Here is a 14,557-nt window from a genome sequence, read left to right as displayed (position 1 = left end):
GCATCAAAATCACTGGTTGATCAGGTTGAGGATGTTGCCGTCGGGATCCTTGAACCAGGCAACCCGCAAGTCGCCGAAGACATGGACGTCGCCTTCGAGCCTGACATCGGGCATGTCGTAGTGCTCGAACGCCACGCCCTTCGACCTCAGCTCATCGACGAGGCCGTCGATCCGGTCGCCGACGGCCCAGGTGACCGAGGTCGCCTTGTTGGTTCCGGCATAGTCCGAGCGGTAGACGTTGATCACAGTGTCGCCGCTCTTCAGCACCGACACCTCGTCGCCCATGTGCTCGACCTCGCTGAGACCGAGCGTCTTTTCGTAGAAGGCCCTGGCGCGTCCGAGATCCCTGACGGCCACATTGGCAACGGCATTGATTTGACCAAGCATGTCAGTCTCCTCTCTGTTGCCCCCGCATTGGGGCAAAGCCCCGGTTGAATATAGTGCCACCCGGTTGGGCGGCATGTCTTGCTGTGCTGAGACTGGTAAACTCACGAGCCGGCAAGGCGTTTCCGTTCGGCGATCGCCTTGATGCTCGCGAGGCCCTTTTCGAAGTCTTTGCCGACCATTTTGTCGAAGTTCATGAACACCTGCATCACCTTGGACATGAACGGTGACGGACCGGTCATTTCCCAGTTCAGGCGCGTCTTTCCGGCCCTCGGTTCCATGGTGAAGCGGGCCTCATTGTGCGCTTCGAACGGCTTCAGGAAGTCGAGCTTGATGACAACCTTGTTCGGTGCCACAGCTTCGGTGATCTCCATCCGGCCGCTGCCGACCTTCTTGTTACCGTCCCATTCGTAGACCGCGCCGCGGCCGGTGCTCGCACCGCTCATCTTGCGCTTGAGGTCGGGGTCGAGCGCCTCCCATGGCGACCAGTCGCGCCAATTGTGGAAGTCATTGATCAGCGAAAAGATGGTATCAGGGTCTGCGTCGACATCGGTCGTACGCTGGATCGAGAAGATAGCGGGTTTGGTCGCGGCGATCGCCAGGATGATGAGGATCGCGAGCACGAGCAGCCCGAGGATGATGGCAAGAACCTGCATTGTCGTCTCCTGGGTATGGCTGGTTCAGCGGCGGAATGGGATCAGCGCCTGCAGACGCGGATCGCGCAGATACAGCCCGCCCCAGGCCATCAGCCCGAGATAGACGCCGAACAAGGTGTGCGAAAGCATCGGATTGCCGATGCGCAGGTGGATGGCGATGGCGCCGCCGAGATAGCCGGTCAGAAGGATCGCGCCGAGGATCGCAGTGCGTGGCCAGGCGTAGAGGATCGTGCATGCCAGGGTCAGCACGCCGAGTGTGCGTGCGAGCTCCGAAGGCAGGCCGAGCGTCGCCATGGTGTCGTGCACGACCTGCAGCGGCACCAGCTTGATTGCGCCGTCAAACAAAAGGAAGGCGATGACCAGGCCGCTGAGCACGCGCCCGGTCCACAGGGCGCCATTGGAAATTGCGGGCGTTGCAACCGCAGTATTCATTGTCAGGTTTCCTCATAATGCCGCTAGTTTGAAATTATTCGCCAGCGTTGCCGCTGCTGATCATCCAGGGTGTTCCGAACTTGTCCTTCAGCATGCCGAACCCCTTGGCCCAGAAGGTCGGGGCAAACGGCATGGTGACAGTTCCGCCGTCGGCAAGGGCTGCGAAGATGCGCTCGGCGCGGGCAAGGTCGCCGAGGTCGACCGAGATCGAGAATCCGCCCATTTCGCTCGCATATTGTGGCGGCGAGTCCGACGCCATCAGCGACTGGTCACCGATCGACAGTTGCACGTTCATCACCTTGTCCTGCCAGTCCGCAGGCATGCTGCTCTCGCCGGGTTCGTCACGATAGGTCACCAGGCCGACGACCTGTCCGTCGAACACGTCGGCGTAGAACTCGAAAGCCTCACGGCAATTGCCGTTGAAGAAGAGGTAGTTGACGAATTTCATCACGGTTCTCCGGGTGATTGCTCTCCGTATGCCCCAAGGACGCAGCAGGCAGCGCTGATCCTACATCCCTGCTGAAGTTTCTTTGCCGGTGTAACACGGCGCCGGATCAGGCACTTGCCAGCGGTCAGCATCCGGCTGCCATTTCGGGTAGCTTGGTTCTTCCGCCAAACTGCATTATCTCAGGCTCGACACAGAGCAGCAGGTTCGTCACATGACAGTCACCAAGGAAATCGTTGTCGAGCGTCTCAAGACGGTCAATGGCCCGGATTTCTCAGGCAACATCGTCGATCTCGGATTGGTTTCCGACATCTTCATCGCCGACGGCAAGGTGTTCTTCTCGATCACCGTGCCGGCCGCCCGCGCCCAGGAGATGGAGCCGCTGCGTGCCGCGGCCGAACGCGTCGTCAAGGCGATCCCGGGCGTCAACGGCGCCGTCGTCGCCCTGACCGCAGAGAAAAAGGGCGGCGGCATGGAAGCGCCGGTGCCGCAGAAGCCAGCACCTCGTCCGACGCCCGCACCGGCGGCACGGCCTGCTCCGCACGCACCGGCTTCGCAGACGCAGGGCAAGCGCGGAGTTCCTGGCATCGCCTCGATCATCGCCGTTGCTTCCGGCAAGGGCGGCGTCGGCAAGTCGACGACTGCCGTCAACATTGCGCTTGGCCTCGCTGCCAACGGCCTCAAGGTCGGCGTACTTGATGCCGACATCTACGGCCCGTCAATGCCCAAGCTGCTTGGCATCCATGGCCGCCCGGAAACTGTCGACGGCAAGATCCTCAAGCCGATGCAAAATTATGGCCTCAAGGTCATGTCGATGGGCTTCCTCGTCGACGAGGAAACGCCGATGATCTGGCGCGGCCCGATGGTCATGTCGGCGCTGACCCAGATGCTGCGCGAGGTCGAATGGGGTCCACTTGACGTGCTCGTCGTCGACATGCCGCCCGGCACCGGCGATGCCCAGCTGACCATGGCCCAGCAGGTGCCGCTGGCGGGTGCCGTCATCGTCTCGACGCCGCAGGATCTGGCACTGATCGACGCGCGCAAGGGTCTGAACATGTTCAAGAAGGTCGACGTGCCGCTGCTCGGCATCGTCGAGAACATGAGCTATTTCATCGCTCCCGACACCGGCAAGCGCTACGACATCTTCGGCCATGGCGGAGCCAAGCGTGAGGCCGAGCGCCTCGGCGTCACTTTCCTCGGCGAAGTGCCGCTGGAAATGGGCATCCGCGAGAGCTCCGACGCCGGCACGCCGGTCACCGTCGCCAAACCCGACAGCGCTCAGGCGCAGACCTACCGCGACATCGCCGCCAAGGTCTGGGAGCGTCTGCGGGAGGAAAAGGGTGCCGCCGAAGCGGCGACGCCGACGATCGTGTTCGAATAGGCGAGGGTTAGGAGGCTCGTGAGACTACTGCCTCATCCTTCGCACCCCTCTCTGTCCTGCCGGACATCTCCCCCGCAAGGGGGGAGATTGGCAGCTCGGACGCCGCAGCACATCCTGCAACGCTGGTGATTGGCGAAAGTCGATTTGACGGCTGATCTTCCCCCTTGCGGGGGAGATGTCCGGCAGGACAGCGAGGGGTGCGAAAGATCGCTACCCGACTGAGTTCCGCCTCACCCCACCCGCGACGGTATACGCCTCATCTCAAACCCCGTCTTGGTCGTCTGGAACCCGGCGTTGCGGTAAAAACCCAGCGTCGCCGGCTCCTTCGAGCTGGTCAGTAACATCACCTTGTAGCAGCCGAGCGACCACGCCTCCTCGACGGCCGTGAGCAGCACTGCCTTGCCATGGCCCCGGCCGCGGAAGTCGGCATGGGTCACCACATTCTCGATCAGCGCATAGTTGGCGCCGCCGCGGACGAAGTTGGGCACCACCACAAGCGTGCAGGTCGCCACCTGCCTTCCGTCGATCAGGCCGAGCAAGATGCCGCTCGGCCCGTAATGCGAGAACCGCTCCCAGATCTCTTCCGCATGTCCGGTGCTGACTGGCTCGTCAGGCACGAGATGACGATAGAGCTGCACCAGTTCGGGCAGATCCTCGCGGGTCGCCCGGCGGATGGTCAGCTCGTCGGCCATGGGTTTTCCTTCGGAGTGGCTGGATGCCTGCGGGTGTTGCCGATGGGCCCCGCTCAGGCTTCGCGTGCCAGATAGGCGGGCAGGTCGGCGATCGAATCGAGCACCACGTCGGCCATCGGCGTCAGCGATTCCCGCGTGCCGGTGCCCGACAGCACGGCGATGGCCAGGGCGCCGCCAGCCTTGGCCATCTCGAGGTCGTGACGATTGTCGCCGACCATGGCGATCTCCTTCGGCTTGAGGCCGGTGAGGTCGGAAAAGGCATGGATCGCATCGGGCGCCGGCTTGGGGTTGGCGACGGCGTCGTAGCCATAGGCCGCGTCGAACAGCTGGGCGATGCCGAGCGACAGCAGCGTCTTCTCCGCGCCGCCGGTCGAATCGTTGGTGGCGACGCCGAGGCGGAAGCCGGCGCTGTGCAGGCTCGCCAGCGCATCCTTGCTGCCCGGCAGCGGCACGGCCTTGGCCGAGCCCTGCTCGGCCGATACCTGGTCGAACATCCTGATCAGGTCAGAGCGCTCGCTGTCGGTCGCGCCGGGATACCAGAGCGCGACGATATCGGCGTTGGTGCCGGCGGCAAAAACCGAATCGGCCTTGAAGCAATGGGCGCTGAAATCGTAGCCGGCTGCTTCCATCAGCGCGGTTGCCTGCGCCTGGTCGCCATCCGCCGCCTTCAGCGCCATCATTTCGCCGATGGCGAACCACGTCGCCTGGAAATCGACAAGGGTCCCGTCCTTGTCGAAAAGTATGCCCTTGATGCCCCTCAAATCACTCACTCCTCCGACCATGCGCCCCGGCGGAAGGCCGAATGCGCAGGTGCAATGCCAGGGGCGCCGTCCGCTTCTATTGCCCGCGCGGCGCTCTGAGGCGGTGGATATGCTCCACGAGGCCGGCTGTCGAGGAGTCATGACGCGCGGCATTTTCTCGCCCATCCACGACAGGCAACAAGCCGGTGGCCAGTTCCTTGCCGAGTTCGACGCCCCATTGGTCGAAGGCATTGATGCCGAACAGCTGCGCCTCGACGAAGACGCGGTGCTCATATAGCGCGATCAGCCGGCCGAGCATGTAGGGGTCGAGCTTACGGTAGAGGATCGTCACCGACGGGCGATTGCCCGAGAAAACGCGGTGCGGCGCGATCTTGTCGACCTCCTCCGGCTTGATGCCCTTGGTCAGCATCTGCCGCCGTGCTTCCTCGAGCGTACGGCCCTTCATCAGCGCTTCCGACTGCGCCAGGCAGTTGGCGAGCAGCAGGTCATGGTGTTCCTGCAACTCAGGTTCATGGCCTTCCGCCGCCGCGAGAAACTCGACGGGGATGAAGTCGGTGCCCTGGTGCAGCAACTGGAAGAAGGCGTGCTGGCCGTTGGTGCCCGGCTCGCCCCACACCAGCGGACCCGTCGGCGTCACCACGCCGCCGCCCGATATCGTCACGCTCTTGCCGTTCGATTCCATGTCGAGCTGCTGCAGATAGGCTGGCAGGCGCGACAGGCGCTGGTCGTAGGGGATGACGGCGCGGGCCGGATAGCTGCACACCACCCGGTGCCAGAAGCCGATCAGCCCCATCAGCACCGGAATGTTCTTGAGCAGCGGCGCCGTGGCGAAATGCTTGTCCATGGCATGCGCGCCGGCAAGGAATTCGCGGAAGTTCTTCGGTCCGATGGCGATCATGATCGGCAGGCCGATCGCCGACCATAGCGAATAACGCCCGCCGACCCAGTCCCAGAAGCCGAACACGCGTGACGGCTCGATGCCGAAGGCGGCAACCTTGTCGAGAGCCGTCGATACGGCGGCGAAATGGTGGCCCACCGCCTTGGCCCCCAGCTTCTCCTCCACCCAGCGCCGCGCAGTGGCGGCATTGGTCATGGTCTCGACCGTGGTGAAGGTCTTCGACGCGATGATGAACAGCGTCGTGCCGGCGTCGAGCCCCTTCAGCGTGTCGTGGATATGGGCGCCGTCGATGTTGGAGACGAAATGCACGCGCGGCCCGTCATGATAGGGCGCCAGCGCCAGCGTCGCCATGGCCGGACCAAGGTCGGAACCGCCGATGCCGATATTGACGATGTCGGTGATCTTCTTGCCGGTGGCACCTGACGCCTTGCCCGAGCGGACGTCGTCGGCGAAGGCCGCCATGGCATCGAGCACGGCGTGCACGTCAGCCGTCACATCGTGGCCGTCGAGCATGACCGGCTCGCCGCGTGGATTGCGCAGAGCCGTGTGCAGCACGGCGCGGTCTTCGGTGACGTTGATGCGCTCGCCGGCGAACATCGCGGCGCGCCGGCCTTCGAGATCGACCGAGTGTGCCAGCTTTTCCAGCAGCGTCATGGTCTCGGCGTCGACAGCACATTTCGACCAGTCGAGCAAAAGGTCGTCGTCGGAGGCGGAAAAATGCTGGAACCGCTTCGGGTCGGAAGCGAATGCCGCCCGGAGATTTCTGGGTGCGTCCTGATGGTGGCTGCGAAGCGCGGCCAGTGCCGCCTTGAAAGGTTGGTCGATCACCTGGGAACTCCGGAAATGTCAGCTGCTGGCCTCATCCTAGCAGACCTTGGGGCTGATTGAGAGGCGTCGCGGCGGACTATCGCCGCAAATTTCAATCGATTCAATAGATGTCTTTCAATCGATTTAATCGGTGTCATTTGCAACCGCCGCTGGAAAGGTTCACTGGCATAAATCTATAAGATTAGAAAAATTGATTGGTGCAACTGCTTGTGCCAAGGATAGCTTTCTATGGTCCAGCGAAGTCAAAAGACTGGACATGCAGGAAACGTCCCCATGCCACAGCGAAACGATACGGCTATCTGGTCAGGCTTGTTCAGAATTTCGGCGGAATCAGGTCAGACGCTCCAGGCCCAGATCCGACAGGCGATCGTCGCCGCCATTCTCGACCGCCAGATCGCGGCGTCGATGCCTTTGCCGTCGTGCCGAATCCTCGCCGAAAAACTGGGCGTGGCGCGTGGCACCGTGGTGCTGGCGTTCCAGCAACTCGTCGACCAGGGGTTTCTCGTAGCGCGTGAGCGCCGTGGCCACTTCGTCAATCCCGAAGTGCTGGCGACGCCGGCCAAGCCGCAGCAGAAGAGCCCCGATCAGGCCAATGAAATCGATTGGAAGGCGCGCCGCCAGATCGCTGCCTCCGATATGCAGCCGCCGGCCAAGCTCGATAACTGGATCAAGTCGTCCTATCCCTTCGTCTACGGCCAGTTCGACCCGACTTTGTTTCCGACCGCCGAATGGCGCGAGTGCAACCGCATGGCGCTGGCCGTGCTCGAGATCCGCAACTGGGCGGCCGACATGGTCGACCGCGACGATCCGCTGCTGATCGAGCAGATCCAGGCGCGTTTGCTGCCGCGTCGCGGCATTTTCGCCAATCCGGACGAGATCATCGTCACGCTGGGTGCCCAGAACGCGCTCTACATGCTGGCCACGCTCTTGATGAGCAAGGGCTCCAAGGTGGCGATGGAAGATCCGGGTTACCCCGACGCGCGCTCGATCTTCCGCCTCGCCGGCGCCGACATCGAGCCCGTGCCCGTCGACCATTCGGGCATCGTCACCTCGGCGATCCCGTCGGATGCCGGCTTCGTCTTCGTCACGCCGAGCCATCAGTGCCCGACCATGGTGCCGCTGAGCGCCGAGCGCCGGCAGGACCTGCTGGCGCGTGCGGCGCGCAACAACCAGATCATCATCGAGGACGGCTATGACAGCCAGTTGCTCGATGAAGCGCCGCAGCAGGCCCTGAAGAGCCTCGATCGCTCGGGCCGCGTCGTCTATGTCGGCTCGATGTCGAAGACGCTCGCGCCCGGCCTGCGCCTTGGCTACATCGTCGCCTCGGCCGATCTCATCGCCGAGCTGCGCGCGCTGCGCCGCTTCATGCTGCGCCACCCGCCGGCCAACAACCAGCGCGCTGTTGCGCTGTTCCTGTCGCTCGGCCACCACGAGGCACTGGTGCGTCGCCTCTCCACAGCCTTCGGTGAGAGGCGCAAGCGATTGGTCCAGGCGATCTCGGCTTTTCTGCCAGAATGGCAGTCGACCGACTCGGCCGGCGGCACGTCGCTGTGGCTGGAAGGACCGCGCGGCACCGACTCGCGCGGGCTTGCGGCAGCGGCAGCTGCGCGCTCGGTCATCATCGAGCCGGGCGAGCGTTTCTTCGAGCATTCCGACAAGCCGACGCGCTTCATGCGGCTGGGTATTTCCTCGATCGCCTTGCAGCACATCGAGCCCGGAATCCGCGAATTGGCCACTGCCGCCGGCCGCCGGCCGGCCGCTGCCTGATCCCTTTGCAACGCTGCCCGCCTCCTGGCGCGCGGCGTTGCAGCACCTTCATCCAGCGTCTGATCCCCGCCTGATTTCAGCTCCGATTTCAGGTCTATTCTCCATGCCGGCCGCTGTTTCGTGCCGCCGCGCATATATGAGCGTTCTGGCATATCCGGCGGAATCTGCTGGCCCATAGTCTGGGCCAATGGACGTTGCATAGTCGCGCAAAGGGAACGAGGCGACACGACGGTGGCATAATCACTGCGGGCCAGCCTCACACGAATTCGGAGGACCTGCATGTCAGTTGCCATCGAAAGCCATGATCTGTCTGCGGAGCAACGCTCGCGAAGGTCCGGCGGCAGGGAGGCGCGACGGGCGATGCGCGCCGCACCACTCGCCGACGACATCCGCCCGGTGCGGGCCGGGTTGGAGGGCGGCACCTTCAAGGCATTGGGCCAGAACGATCTCGAACGCATTCACGAGGCGGTGCTGACGCTGCTCGAAACCGTCGGCTTCGCCAATGCCATTCCGAGCTGCATCGAGTCGCTGAAAAGGGTCGGCGCCAGCTATGGCGACGACGGCCGCATCCGCTTCCCCAGGGAATTGGTGCTGTCGACCATCAAAAAAGCCGCCCGCAACTTCACGCTCTGCGGCCAGGATCCCAAACATGACATGGTGATCCAGGGCAGGCGGGTCCACTACGGCACCGCAGGTGCCGCCGTACATCTGGTCGACGTCGAGAAACGCGAATATCGCGAAAGCCTGCTGCAGGACATCTACGACGCCGCCCGCATCGTCGACGGGCTCGACAACATCCACTTCTTCCAGCGCCCGATGGTGCCGCGTGACATCCCCGACCCGTTGGAGATGGACTTCAACACGCTTTATGCCTGCGTCTCCGGCACCTCCAAACATGTCGGCACCAGCTTCACCGTGCGCGAGAACGTCGCGCCGGCCTTGCAGATGCTCTACGAGATAGCAGGGGGCGAGGAAAATTTCCGCGCCCGCCCCTTCGTCTCCAATTCCAACTGCTTCGTCGTGCCGCCGATGAAGTTTGCCGAGGATGCCTGCGGCGTGCTCGAAGCCTGCGTCGAGGGCGGCATCCCGATACTTTTGCTCTCCGCCGGCCAGGCCGGTGCCACCGCACCGGCAGCGATTGCCGGCGCTGTCGTCCAGGCCGTCGCCGAGGTGCTCGCTGGCCTCGTCTATGTCAATGCGCTGAAACCCGGCCACCCCGCCATCTTCGGCACCTGGCCTTTCGTCTCCGACCTGCGCACCGGTGCGATGTCAGGCGGTTCGGCCGAGCAGGCGCTGCTGACGTCAGCCTGCGCCCAGATGGCCCAGTTTTACGACCTGCCGGGTGGCTCGGCCGCCGGCATGGCCGACTCCAAGCTGCCCGACATCCAGTCGGGTTACGAAAAGGGCATCACCAATGTCATGGCCGGGCTGTCCGGGCTCAATCTGGTCTATGAGTCCGCCGGCATGCACGCCTCGCTGCTCGGCTTTTGCCTGGAAAGCCTGATCATAGATAACGACATGCTGGGCCAATGCCTGCGCTGCGTGCGCGGCATCGAGGTCTCCGACGAGGCGCTGTCCATCGCCACCATCTCCGAAGTCTGCCTCAACGGCCCCGGCCATTATCTCGGCAACGAGCAGACGCTCCGGCTGATGCAGACCGAATATTTCTATCCCGCCGTGGCCGACCGCTTCTCGCCCAAGGAATGGAACGAAAAGGGCAAGCCCGATCTGCTCGGCAAGGCGATCGCGGAGAAGAGACGTATCCTGGCCGAGCGTTTTCCGCGGCACATCCCGCGCACTCTCGACGACAGGCTGCGGGCCCATTTCGGCGAGCTGATCAAGTTGCCGCGTGCCGGCATGGGCGGCTAGACGCCGAAAAGGCGAACTTTCGTCAGGCCTTGCTCAGACGCTAGGCCGCGCGGAAACCTTCGGCCGCTCGCGCGGCAAGTGCCTTGGCATGAGCCACAATGTCGAAGCCGGGCGCGTTGGCTACATCCATTCCGAGCGGGACACCCGCGTCGAGGATACGCCGCGCGGCGACATGGACGCGGTTGGCATTGATCGTCTCGACGGCAGCCAGCTGCCCGTCGCGGAAGCACAGCGCGACATGTCCGCCGTCGACGGTCAACGTCTGCACCACGTCGTCAGGCTGCCTCACTCCAACCATCTTCAGCTTGAACTCGCCGATATCGCTCCAGAACCAAGGCGTCTCCGGCGTCAGGTCGGGCTTGCCGCAGAGCCGGGCCGCGATGCGACGCGCCTGGAAGGTGGCGTTGGCCACGCTCTCCAGCCGGGAACAGCCTCGAATCCGCGCGCAGTCGCCGATGGCCGAGATATTGGCTGCCGAGGTCGCCAGCGCCTCATTGACCAGGATGCCGTCGTCGACCGCGAGCCCGGCATGATCTGCGAGCTCGACATTGGGCACGGCCCCGATGCCGATGACAACAAGCTCCGTCTCGCTCAGGCTGCCGTCGCCCAGCCGGACACCAGACAGGCAGGTGTCGCCTTCGAAGCCGGCGATGCTGGCGCCGACGATGGTCTCGATGCCCATATCGCTCAGCGCCGCCGCCAGCACCTTGGCGGTCTCCGGGGACACCGAGCGCCCCAGCGGCAGCGGACGCGATGCGGCGACGGTGACCTTCACGCCACGCCTGGCGAGCACGGCCGCCACTTCCAGTCCGAGATAACCCGCGCCGACGACGAAGGCCCTCGTGCCGATGACGACTGACGAGGCCAACCGGTAGGCGTCGCCAAGATCGCGGATCGAGACGATGCCGTTCAGCTCCGCGCCCGGAACCGCCAGCCGGCGGTTGCGCGAGCCCGTGGCGAGGATCAGCTGGTCGTAGGCGAGCTGTTCGCCGGTGCGCAGCGTCAAACGCTGCCTCCTGGCGTCGATCTCTTCTACCGCCGTACCGAGCCGCAGCCTGATGTCCTCTGCCGCGTAGAACGCCGCCGGCCTGAGCGCGATCGCCTCGTCGGTCAGCCCCTCGGCAAAGCGCTTCGACAGCGGCGGTCGATGATAGGGCAGGGCGCTTTCTGCATTGACCAGCTCGATGTCGCCGCCGAAACCCTCGTCGCGCAGCGAGGCCGCCGCCTGCACCCCGGCGTGGCCGGCACCAACGATGGCGACGCGCTCCATCAGCCGGCTCCAGGCAGCGCGACGCTCAGGCCGTTCAGTTCGGGCGCGAGCCTGATCTGGCAGGCAAGGCGGCTTTGTTCGGTCACGTCCTCGGCCAGCGACAGCATGTCGGTCTCGTCGTCGGCCGGTGGTGGCAGCCTGCCGGTCCAATCAGGTGCGACATGGACGTGGCAGGTGCCGCATGAGCAGCCGCCGCCGCATTCGGCGACGATGCCCTTGATGCCGGCGCCAAGGATGGCGTTGAGCAGCGTGCCGCCGGCCTCGGCGCTCAGCAGGCGCGTGTTGCCATCGGCTTCGGTGAAGTTGATCTCGATCATGTCACACCTCAGTAGAGCGTCCGCTGGTCGCCCACGCGGATCCATTCGATCATCTCGTCCTTGTCGAGCCCGGCGATCTGGTCGGCCAGAACGGCGCCCAGCGGCGGAAAATCCTCGCGCTTGGCAAAGGTCGCCGGGTTCCAGACCTTGGCGCGGATGACCGCCTTGGCGCAGTGGAACAGCGCCTCGCGGATCCGGATGCGGATGGCGACCGGCGGCGTCTTGCCCTGGAAAGCAAGCTGCTCCAGCTCCGGCCCGACGATGAGGTCGGCCTCCCCATTGATGCGCAGGATCTCGCCCAGCCCCGGCACCAGGAACAGGCAGCCGACGCGTGGGTTGTCGAGGATGTTTTCCATCGTGTCGAGCCGGTTGTTGCCGGGCCGGTCGGGGATCAGGATCGTCTGCCTGTCGATCGCCTTGACGAAGCCTGCTGGGTCGCCGCGCGGCGACACGTCGGCGCCGTTGTGGCCTTGGGTGGCGATCAGCAGAAACGGCGACAGCGACAGGAAATGCAGGCAGTGCTGGTCGAGCCGATCGAGCACCTTCTGCACCACCAGGTCGCCGGGCGGCGGAAACATCTCCCTCAGCTTCACGCGGTCGATCGGCTGCATCGACTGATCTCCTTCGGTTTGCGGCCCATCTGCTGTGGCGGGCCTGTTCGATCCGCCGCGAGGCTAGCGGAAGTCGGTTCGGAGTCAATAAAGAAATTTCGTTGTTTTACTTTTATATGGTAGCGAGGCCGGAATCGAGGGAGGAAACATGGCCAACGGCAATTCGGCGACGCTCACCCGGCGCTACAACCGAACCGTCGTGCTCGACGCGCTGCGCCGCCACGGCAGCCTGTCGCGCATCGAGCTGGCGCGGCTCTCCGGCCTCACGCCGCAAGGCATCCGCAACATCATCGAGGATCTGATCGGCACCGAGCTGGTGCGCGAGACCGGCCGCCGGCGCGGCCAGCGCGGACAGCCGCAGATCGACATCGAGATCAATCCAGGCGCCGGCTATTGCCTCGGCCTTCACGTCGCATCCGGCCTCTGCCACGCCATCGCCACCGATCTCGCCGGCAATGTCCTGGCGCGGCCCGAGGCGCGTGCCTTCGGCGGCGACCACGGTCAGCGGTTGGTCGTGCTCGAGGCTATTTCGCGCGAAGTGGATGCCGCAGCCGGCGGACTGTCGCGGCTCGGCACCGGTGTCGTCGTCTCGCGTCCACTCGCCAGCCGCTGGTCGGCGTCAGGCGGGCTCGCCGACGCGCAGGCGGATTTTGCCAAACCCTTCGAGGAGCTGTTTGCCTCAGCCCCCCTGGTGTTCGAAAACGACGCCAATGCCGCCGCCATGGCCGAGTACACCCACGGCCAGGCCAAAGGTCGCGGCGATTTCCTCTATCTGTTCCTCGGCGAAGGCGTGGGCGGCGCGATCGTCCAGGGCGGCGTGCCGGTACATGGCGGGCGCGGCAATGCCGGCGAGTTCGGCCACATCCTCATCGACGCCAAAGGACCGACATGCCATTGCGGCAATCGCGGTTGCCTGCACGGCTATCTCGCGCTCGATGGCCTCAGGCGCCTGCTGCCGGCGGACGCGACACTCGCGCCGGAAACGCTGCCGCAAGCCTGGCTGGACGGCGCGGCTTTCGCCCTGTCGCGAGCGCTTGTCAGCCTCGAAAACATCTTCGATCCTCAGGCTATCGTGCTCGGCGGAACGGCACCCGCCTGGCTGCTGCACAGGCTGGTGGAAAGAATGGGCGATCCGGGCCCGTCGGTCCGTTCGGATATGGCAGAGGCACGAGTCGAGGTCAGCGGTCTCGGCCAGAGCTGCGCCCTGATCGGCGCCGCGGCCCTGCCGTTACTGGCATTGACCAGCCCAGACCCGGCGACCTTGATGAAGGAGCCTTTGGTCGAGCAGGCCGCTGACTAGTCGGCAGACAACCCGAAACGTTCGACGACGTCGGGGTTGATCAGCTTGGCATGCAGCGCCAGCAGGATGATCTGGGCGTCGAAACTGTCCTCGGCATCAAGCGCTGCCTCGATGCGCTGTTCCACCCGCACGGCCATGTCGCCGCCATTGGCGCCGGCAAAGGCATCGGCGCCGGCAATGCAGTAGCCGAACAGCTGGGCGATGGGCGGATAGGCCGAAGAAGGCGGCTCTTCGGGCCAATGATCCTTCATCAAATTGACGATGGTCAGCTTGAGGCCTTCCGGTACCAGCGCCGGATGCAGGTCGACAGAGCGCAACGCGCCGTCCAGTTCCCGCAGGTCGCTGGAGCGGCCGAACAGGCCGAGGAAACCGAGGGATGAGCGTCGTCTGGCCATGGCTTGCGTCCGTTGCGTCGGTTTCCAGTTAGGCGAGGCGAAGGGTGAATTCAAACATCCTCGGACGCGCAGGGGCAGAATTTCCAGGCGGCGATGGAATAGCCGCCGATCTCTCCCGTTCCTCCCCGGCAATCAGCAAGATTGTCGAACAGGAGATGACAGATGAAAAAGACCCTCGCCATTCTCGGTGCTCTGATCTTCGCCGCCCCGCTGGCGCAGACGCCTGCACATGCCGACGACGACATCAGCCGCTTCTTCAAGACAGTCCTTACTGGCGGCAAGAAGTCTGACGGCAAGAGCTGGTCGAACAGCTCGTCGAACTCGTCGAGCAATTCGAGTTCCAACCGCTCGTCGAACTCGTCGAGCAATTCGAGTTCCAACCGCTCGTCGAACTCGTCGAACAACTCGAGCTCCAACAGCTCGTCCAATTCCTCCAGCAATTCGAGCTCCAACAGCTCGTCGAACTCGTCGTCCGACGACGATTGATCCCTGTCGGTACGCAGAAAATGGGCCGGTGGTTTGCCACCGGCCCTTTTTGTTGTGCTTTGAAA

The 14,557-nt window shown here is 64.2% G+C and carries 16 protein-coding genes; 5 read left to right on the top strand and 11 right to left on the bottom strand.

The features are described 5' to 3' along the window. Window positions 1-9: 9 nt before the first annotated feature. The 4 genes from H5P29_RS28120 to H5P29_RS28105 all read right to left on the bottom strand — a co-directional run bounded on the left by H5P29_RS28120 (window position 10) and on the right by H5P29_RS28105 (window position 1,920). Entirely contained in the window at window positions 10-387 is a 378-nt protein-coding gene (locus H5P29_RS28120) for a VOC family protein (protein WP_067965548.1), read from the bottom strand. A gap of 101 nt (window positions 388-488) precedes the next feature. Further along, window positions 489-1,040, bottom strand: coding sequence for an SRPBCC family protein (locus tag H5P29_RS28115; RefSeq protein ID WP_154386885.1), 552 nt, complete (start codon window positions 1,038-1,040; stop codon window positions 489-491). Between the two features lie 24 nt (window positions 1,041-1,064). Further along, a complete protein-coding gene (locus H5P29_RS28110) occupies window positions 1,065-1,472 on the bottom strand; it encodes a DoxX family protein (protein WP_154386886.1) in 408 nt (135 codons plus the stop codon). Between the two features lie 34 nt (window positions 1,473-1,506). After that, window positions 1,507-1,920 carry a VOC family protein gene (locus tag H5P29_RS28105; RefSeq protein WP_067965541.1) on the bottom strand — a complete coding sequence of 138 codons (414 nt, stop codon included), beginning with the start codon at window positions 1,918-1,920 and terminating at the stop codon, window positions 1,507-1,509. Between the two features lie 211 nt (window positions 1,921-2,131). On the opposite strand from H5P29_RS28105, the gene H5P29_RS28100 reads away from it, so the two are divergent. Beyond that, window positions 2,132-3,298 carry an Mrp/NBP35 family ATP-binding protein gene (locus H5P29_RS28100; protein WP_067965538.1) on the top strand — a complete coding sequence of 389 codons (1,167 nt, stop codon included), beginning with the start codon at window positions 2,132-2,134 and terminating at the stop codon, window positions 3,296-3,298. A gap of 230 nt (window positions 3,299-3,528) precedes the next feature. On the opposite strand, the gene H5P29_RS28095 is transcribed toward H5P29_RS28100, so the two are convergent. Genes H5P29_RS28095 through pgi form a run of 3 tightly spaced genes read right to left on the bottom strand, consistent with a single transcriptional unit; the run spans window position 3,529 to window position 6,477 of the window. Next, window positions 3,529-3,990: a GNAT family N-acetyltransferase gene (locus H5P29_RS28095; protein ID WP_067965537.1), complete on the bottom strand. Its 462-nt coding sequence runs from the start codon at window positions 3,988-3,990 to the stop codon at window positions 3,529-3,531. 53 nt (window positions 3,991-4,043) lie between these two features. Next, window positions 4,044-4,772, bottom strand: coding sequence for an HAD family hydrolase (locus H5P29_RS28090; protein WP_182575542.1), 729 nt, complete (start codon window positions 4,770-4,772; stop codon window positions 4,044-4,046). A 55-nt stretch (window positions 4,773-4,827) separates the two neighbouring features. Then, window positions 4,828-6,477: a glucose-6-phosphate isomerase gene (gene pgi / locus H5P29_RS28085; RefSeq protein WP_371818596.1), complete on the bottom strand. Its 1,650-nt coding sequence runs from the start codon at window positions 6,475-6,477 to the stop codon at window positions 4,828-4,830. Window positions 6,478-6,750: 273 nt separating this feature from the next. On the opposite strand from pgi, the gene H5P29_RS28080 reads away from it, so the two are divergent. After that, entirely contained in the window at window positions 6,751-8,244 is a 1,494-nt protein-coding gene (locus H5P29_RS28080) for a PLP-dependent aminotransferase family protein (protein ID WP_154386887.1), read from the top strand. Between the two features lie 279 nt (window positions 8,245-8,523). Further along, window positions 8,524-10,113 (top strand): trimethylamine methyltransferase family protein, encoded by a 1,590-nt coding sequence (locus tag H5P29_RS28075; protein WP_154386888.1) that lies wholly within the window; start codon window positions 8,524-8,526, stop codon window positions 10,111-10,113. Between the two features lie 40 nt (window positions 10,114-10,153). On the opposite strand, the gene H5P29_RS28070 is transcribed toward H5P29_RS28075, so the two are convergent. From H5P29_RS28070 to H5P29_RS28060, 3 genes are read right to left on the bottom strand one after another with little or no spacing between them, the layout of a single operon-like run. Further along, complete coding sequence (locus tag H5P29_RS28070; protein WP_154386889.1) at window positions 10,154-11,383, bottom strand: NAD(P)/FAD-dependent oxidoreductase; 1,230 nt, start codon at window positions 11,381-11,383, stop codon at window positions 10,154-10,156. Beyond that, complete coding sequence (locus tag H5P29_RS28065; protein WP_154386890.1) at window positions 11,383-11,700, bottom strand: 2Fe-2S iron-sulfur cluster-binding protein; 318 nt, start codon at window positions 11,698-11,700, stop codon at window positions 11,383-11,385. The genes H5P29_RS28070 and H5P29_RS28065 overlap by 1 nt, the downstream gene beginning before the upstream one ends. Window positions 11,701-11,708: 8 nt before the next feature. Continuing rightward, entirely contained in the window at window positions 11,709-12,311 is a 603-nt protein-coding gene (locus H5P29_RS28060; protein WP_154386891.1) for an MSMEG_1061 family FMN-dependent PPOX-type flavoprotein, read from the bottom strand. Window positions 12,312-12,459: 148 nt separating this feature from the next. Here H5P29_RS28060 and H5P29_RS28055 point away from each other — a divergent pair, with 148 nt between their 5' ends. Then, window positions 12,460-13,611, top strand: a complete 1,152-nt coding sequence (locus H5P29_RS28055) for an ROK family transcriptional regulator (RefSeq protein ID WP_154386892.1) — start codon at window positions 12,460-12,462, stop codon at window positions 13,609-13,611. Here H5P29_RS28055 and H5P29_RS28050 read toward each other — a convergent pair. Further along, the gene (locus H5P29_RS28050; protein WP_154386893.1) at window positions 13,608-14,006 is read right to left on the bottom strand and encodes a hypothetical protein; all 399 of its coding nucleotides are present in this window, start codon (window positions 14,004-14,006) and stop codon (window positions 13,608-13,610) included. The two genes, H5P29_RS28055 and H5P29_RS28050, sit on opposite strands and share 4 nt — an antisense overlap. A 162-nt stretch (window positions 14,007-14,168) precedes the next feature. Between H5P29_RS28050 and H5P29_RS28045 the strand changes: the two genes are divergently transcribed. Continuing rightward, on the top strand, window positions 14,169-14,492 hold the full coding sequence (locus tag H5P29_RS28045) for a hypothetical protein (protein ID WP_154386894.1): 324 nt from the start codon (window positions 14,169-14,171) through the stop codon (window positions 14,490-14,492). The last annotated feature ends 65 nt before the right edge of the window (window positions 14,493-14,557 follow it).

Source organism: Aminobacter sp. MDW-2, assembly GCF_014250155.1.
Classification (GTDB): domain Bacteria; phylum Pseudomonadota; class Alphaproteobacteria; order Rhizobiales; family Rhizobiaceae; genus Aminobacter; species Aminobacter ciceronei.
This window is presented reverse-complemented; position numbering and strand designations above follow the sequence as displayed.

Excerpts from the sequence above, each read along its gene's own strand:
- H5P29_RS28120 (WP_067965548.1), bottom strand. The coding sequence starts at position 387 with ATGCTTGGTCAAATCAATGCCGTTGCCAATGTGGCCGTCAGGGATCTC.
- H5P29_RS28115 (WP_154386885.1), bottom strand. The coding sequence starts at position 1,040 with ATGCAGGTTCTTGCCATCATCCTCGGGCTGCTCGTGCTCGCGATCCTC.
- H5P29_RS28110 (WP_154386886.1), bottom strand. The coding sequence starts at position 1,472 with ATGAATACTGCGGTTGCAACGCCCGCAATTTCCAATGGCGCCCTGTGG.
- H5P29_RS28105 (WP_067965541.1), bottom strand. The coding sequence starts at position 1,920 with ATGAAATTCGTCAACTACCTCTTCTTCAACGGCAATTGCCGTGAGGCT.
- H5P29_RS28100 (WP_067965538.1), top strand. The coding sequence starts at position 2,132 with ATGACAGTCACCAAGGAAATCGTTGTCGAGCGTCTCAAGACGGTCAAT.
- H5P29_RS28095 (WP_067965537.1), bottom strand. The coding sequence starts at position 3,990 with ATGGCCGACGAGCTGACCATCCGCCGGGCGACCCGCGAGGATCTGCCC.
- H5P29_RS28090 (WP_182575542.1), bottom strand. The coding sequence starts at position 4,772 with ATGGTCGGAGGAGTGAGTGATTTGAGGGGCATCAAGGGCATACTTTTC.
- H5P29_RS28080 (WP_154386887.1), top strand. The coding sequence starts at position 6,751 with ATGCCACAGCGAAACGATACGGCTATCTGGTCAGGCTTGTTCAGAATT.
- H5P29_RS28075 (WP_154386888.1), top strand. The coding sequence starts at position 8,524 with ATGTCAGTTGCCATCGAAAGCCATGATCTGTCTGCGGAGCAACGCTCG.
- H5P29_RS28070 (WP_154386889.1), bottom strand. The coding sequence starts at position 11,383 with ATGGAGCGCGTCGCCATCGTTGGTGCCGGCCACGCCGGGGTGCAGGCG.
- H5P29_RS28065 (WP_154386890.1), bottom strand. The coding sequence starts at position 11,700 with ATGATCGAGATCAACTTCACCGAAGCCGATGGCAACACGCGCCTGCTG.
- H5P29_RS28060 (WP_154386891.1), bottom strand. The coding sequence starts at position 12,311 with ATGCAGCCGATCGACCGCGTGAAGCTGAGGGAGATGTTTCCGCCGCCC.
- H5P29_RS28055 (WP_154386892.1), top strand. The coding sequence starts at position 12,460 with ATGGCCAACGGCAATTCGGCGACGCTCACCCGGCGCTACAACCGAACC.
- H5P29_RS28050 (WP_154386893.1), bottom strand. The coding sequence starts at position 14,006 with ATGGCCAGACGACGCTCATCCCTCGGTTTCCTCGGCCTGTTCGGCCGC.
- H5P29_RS28045 (WP_154386894.1), top strand. The coding sequence starts at position 14,169 with ATGAAAAAGACCCTCGCCATTCTCGGTGCTCTGATCTTCGCCGCCCCG.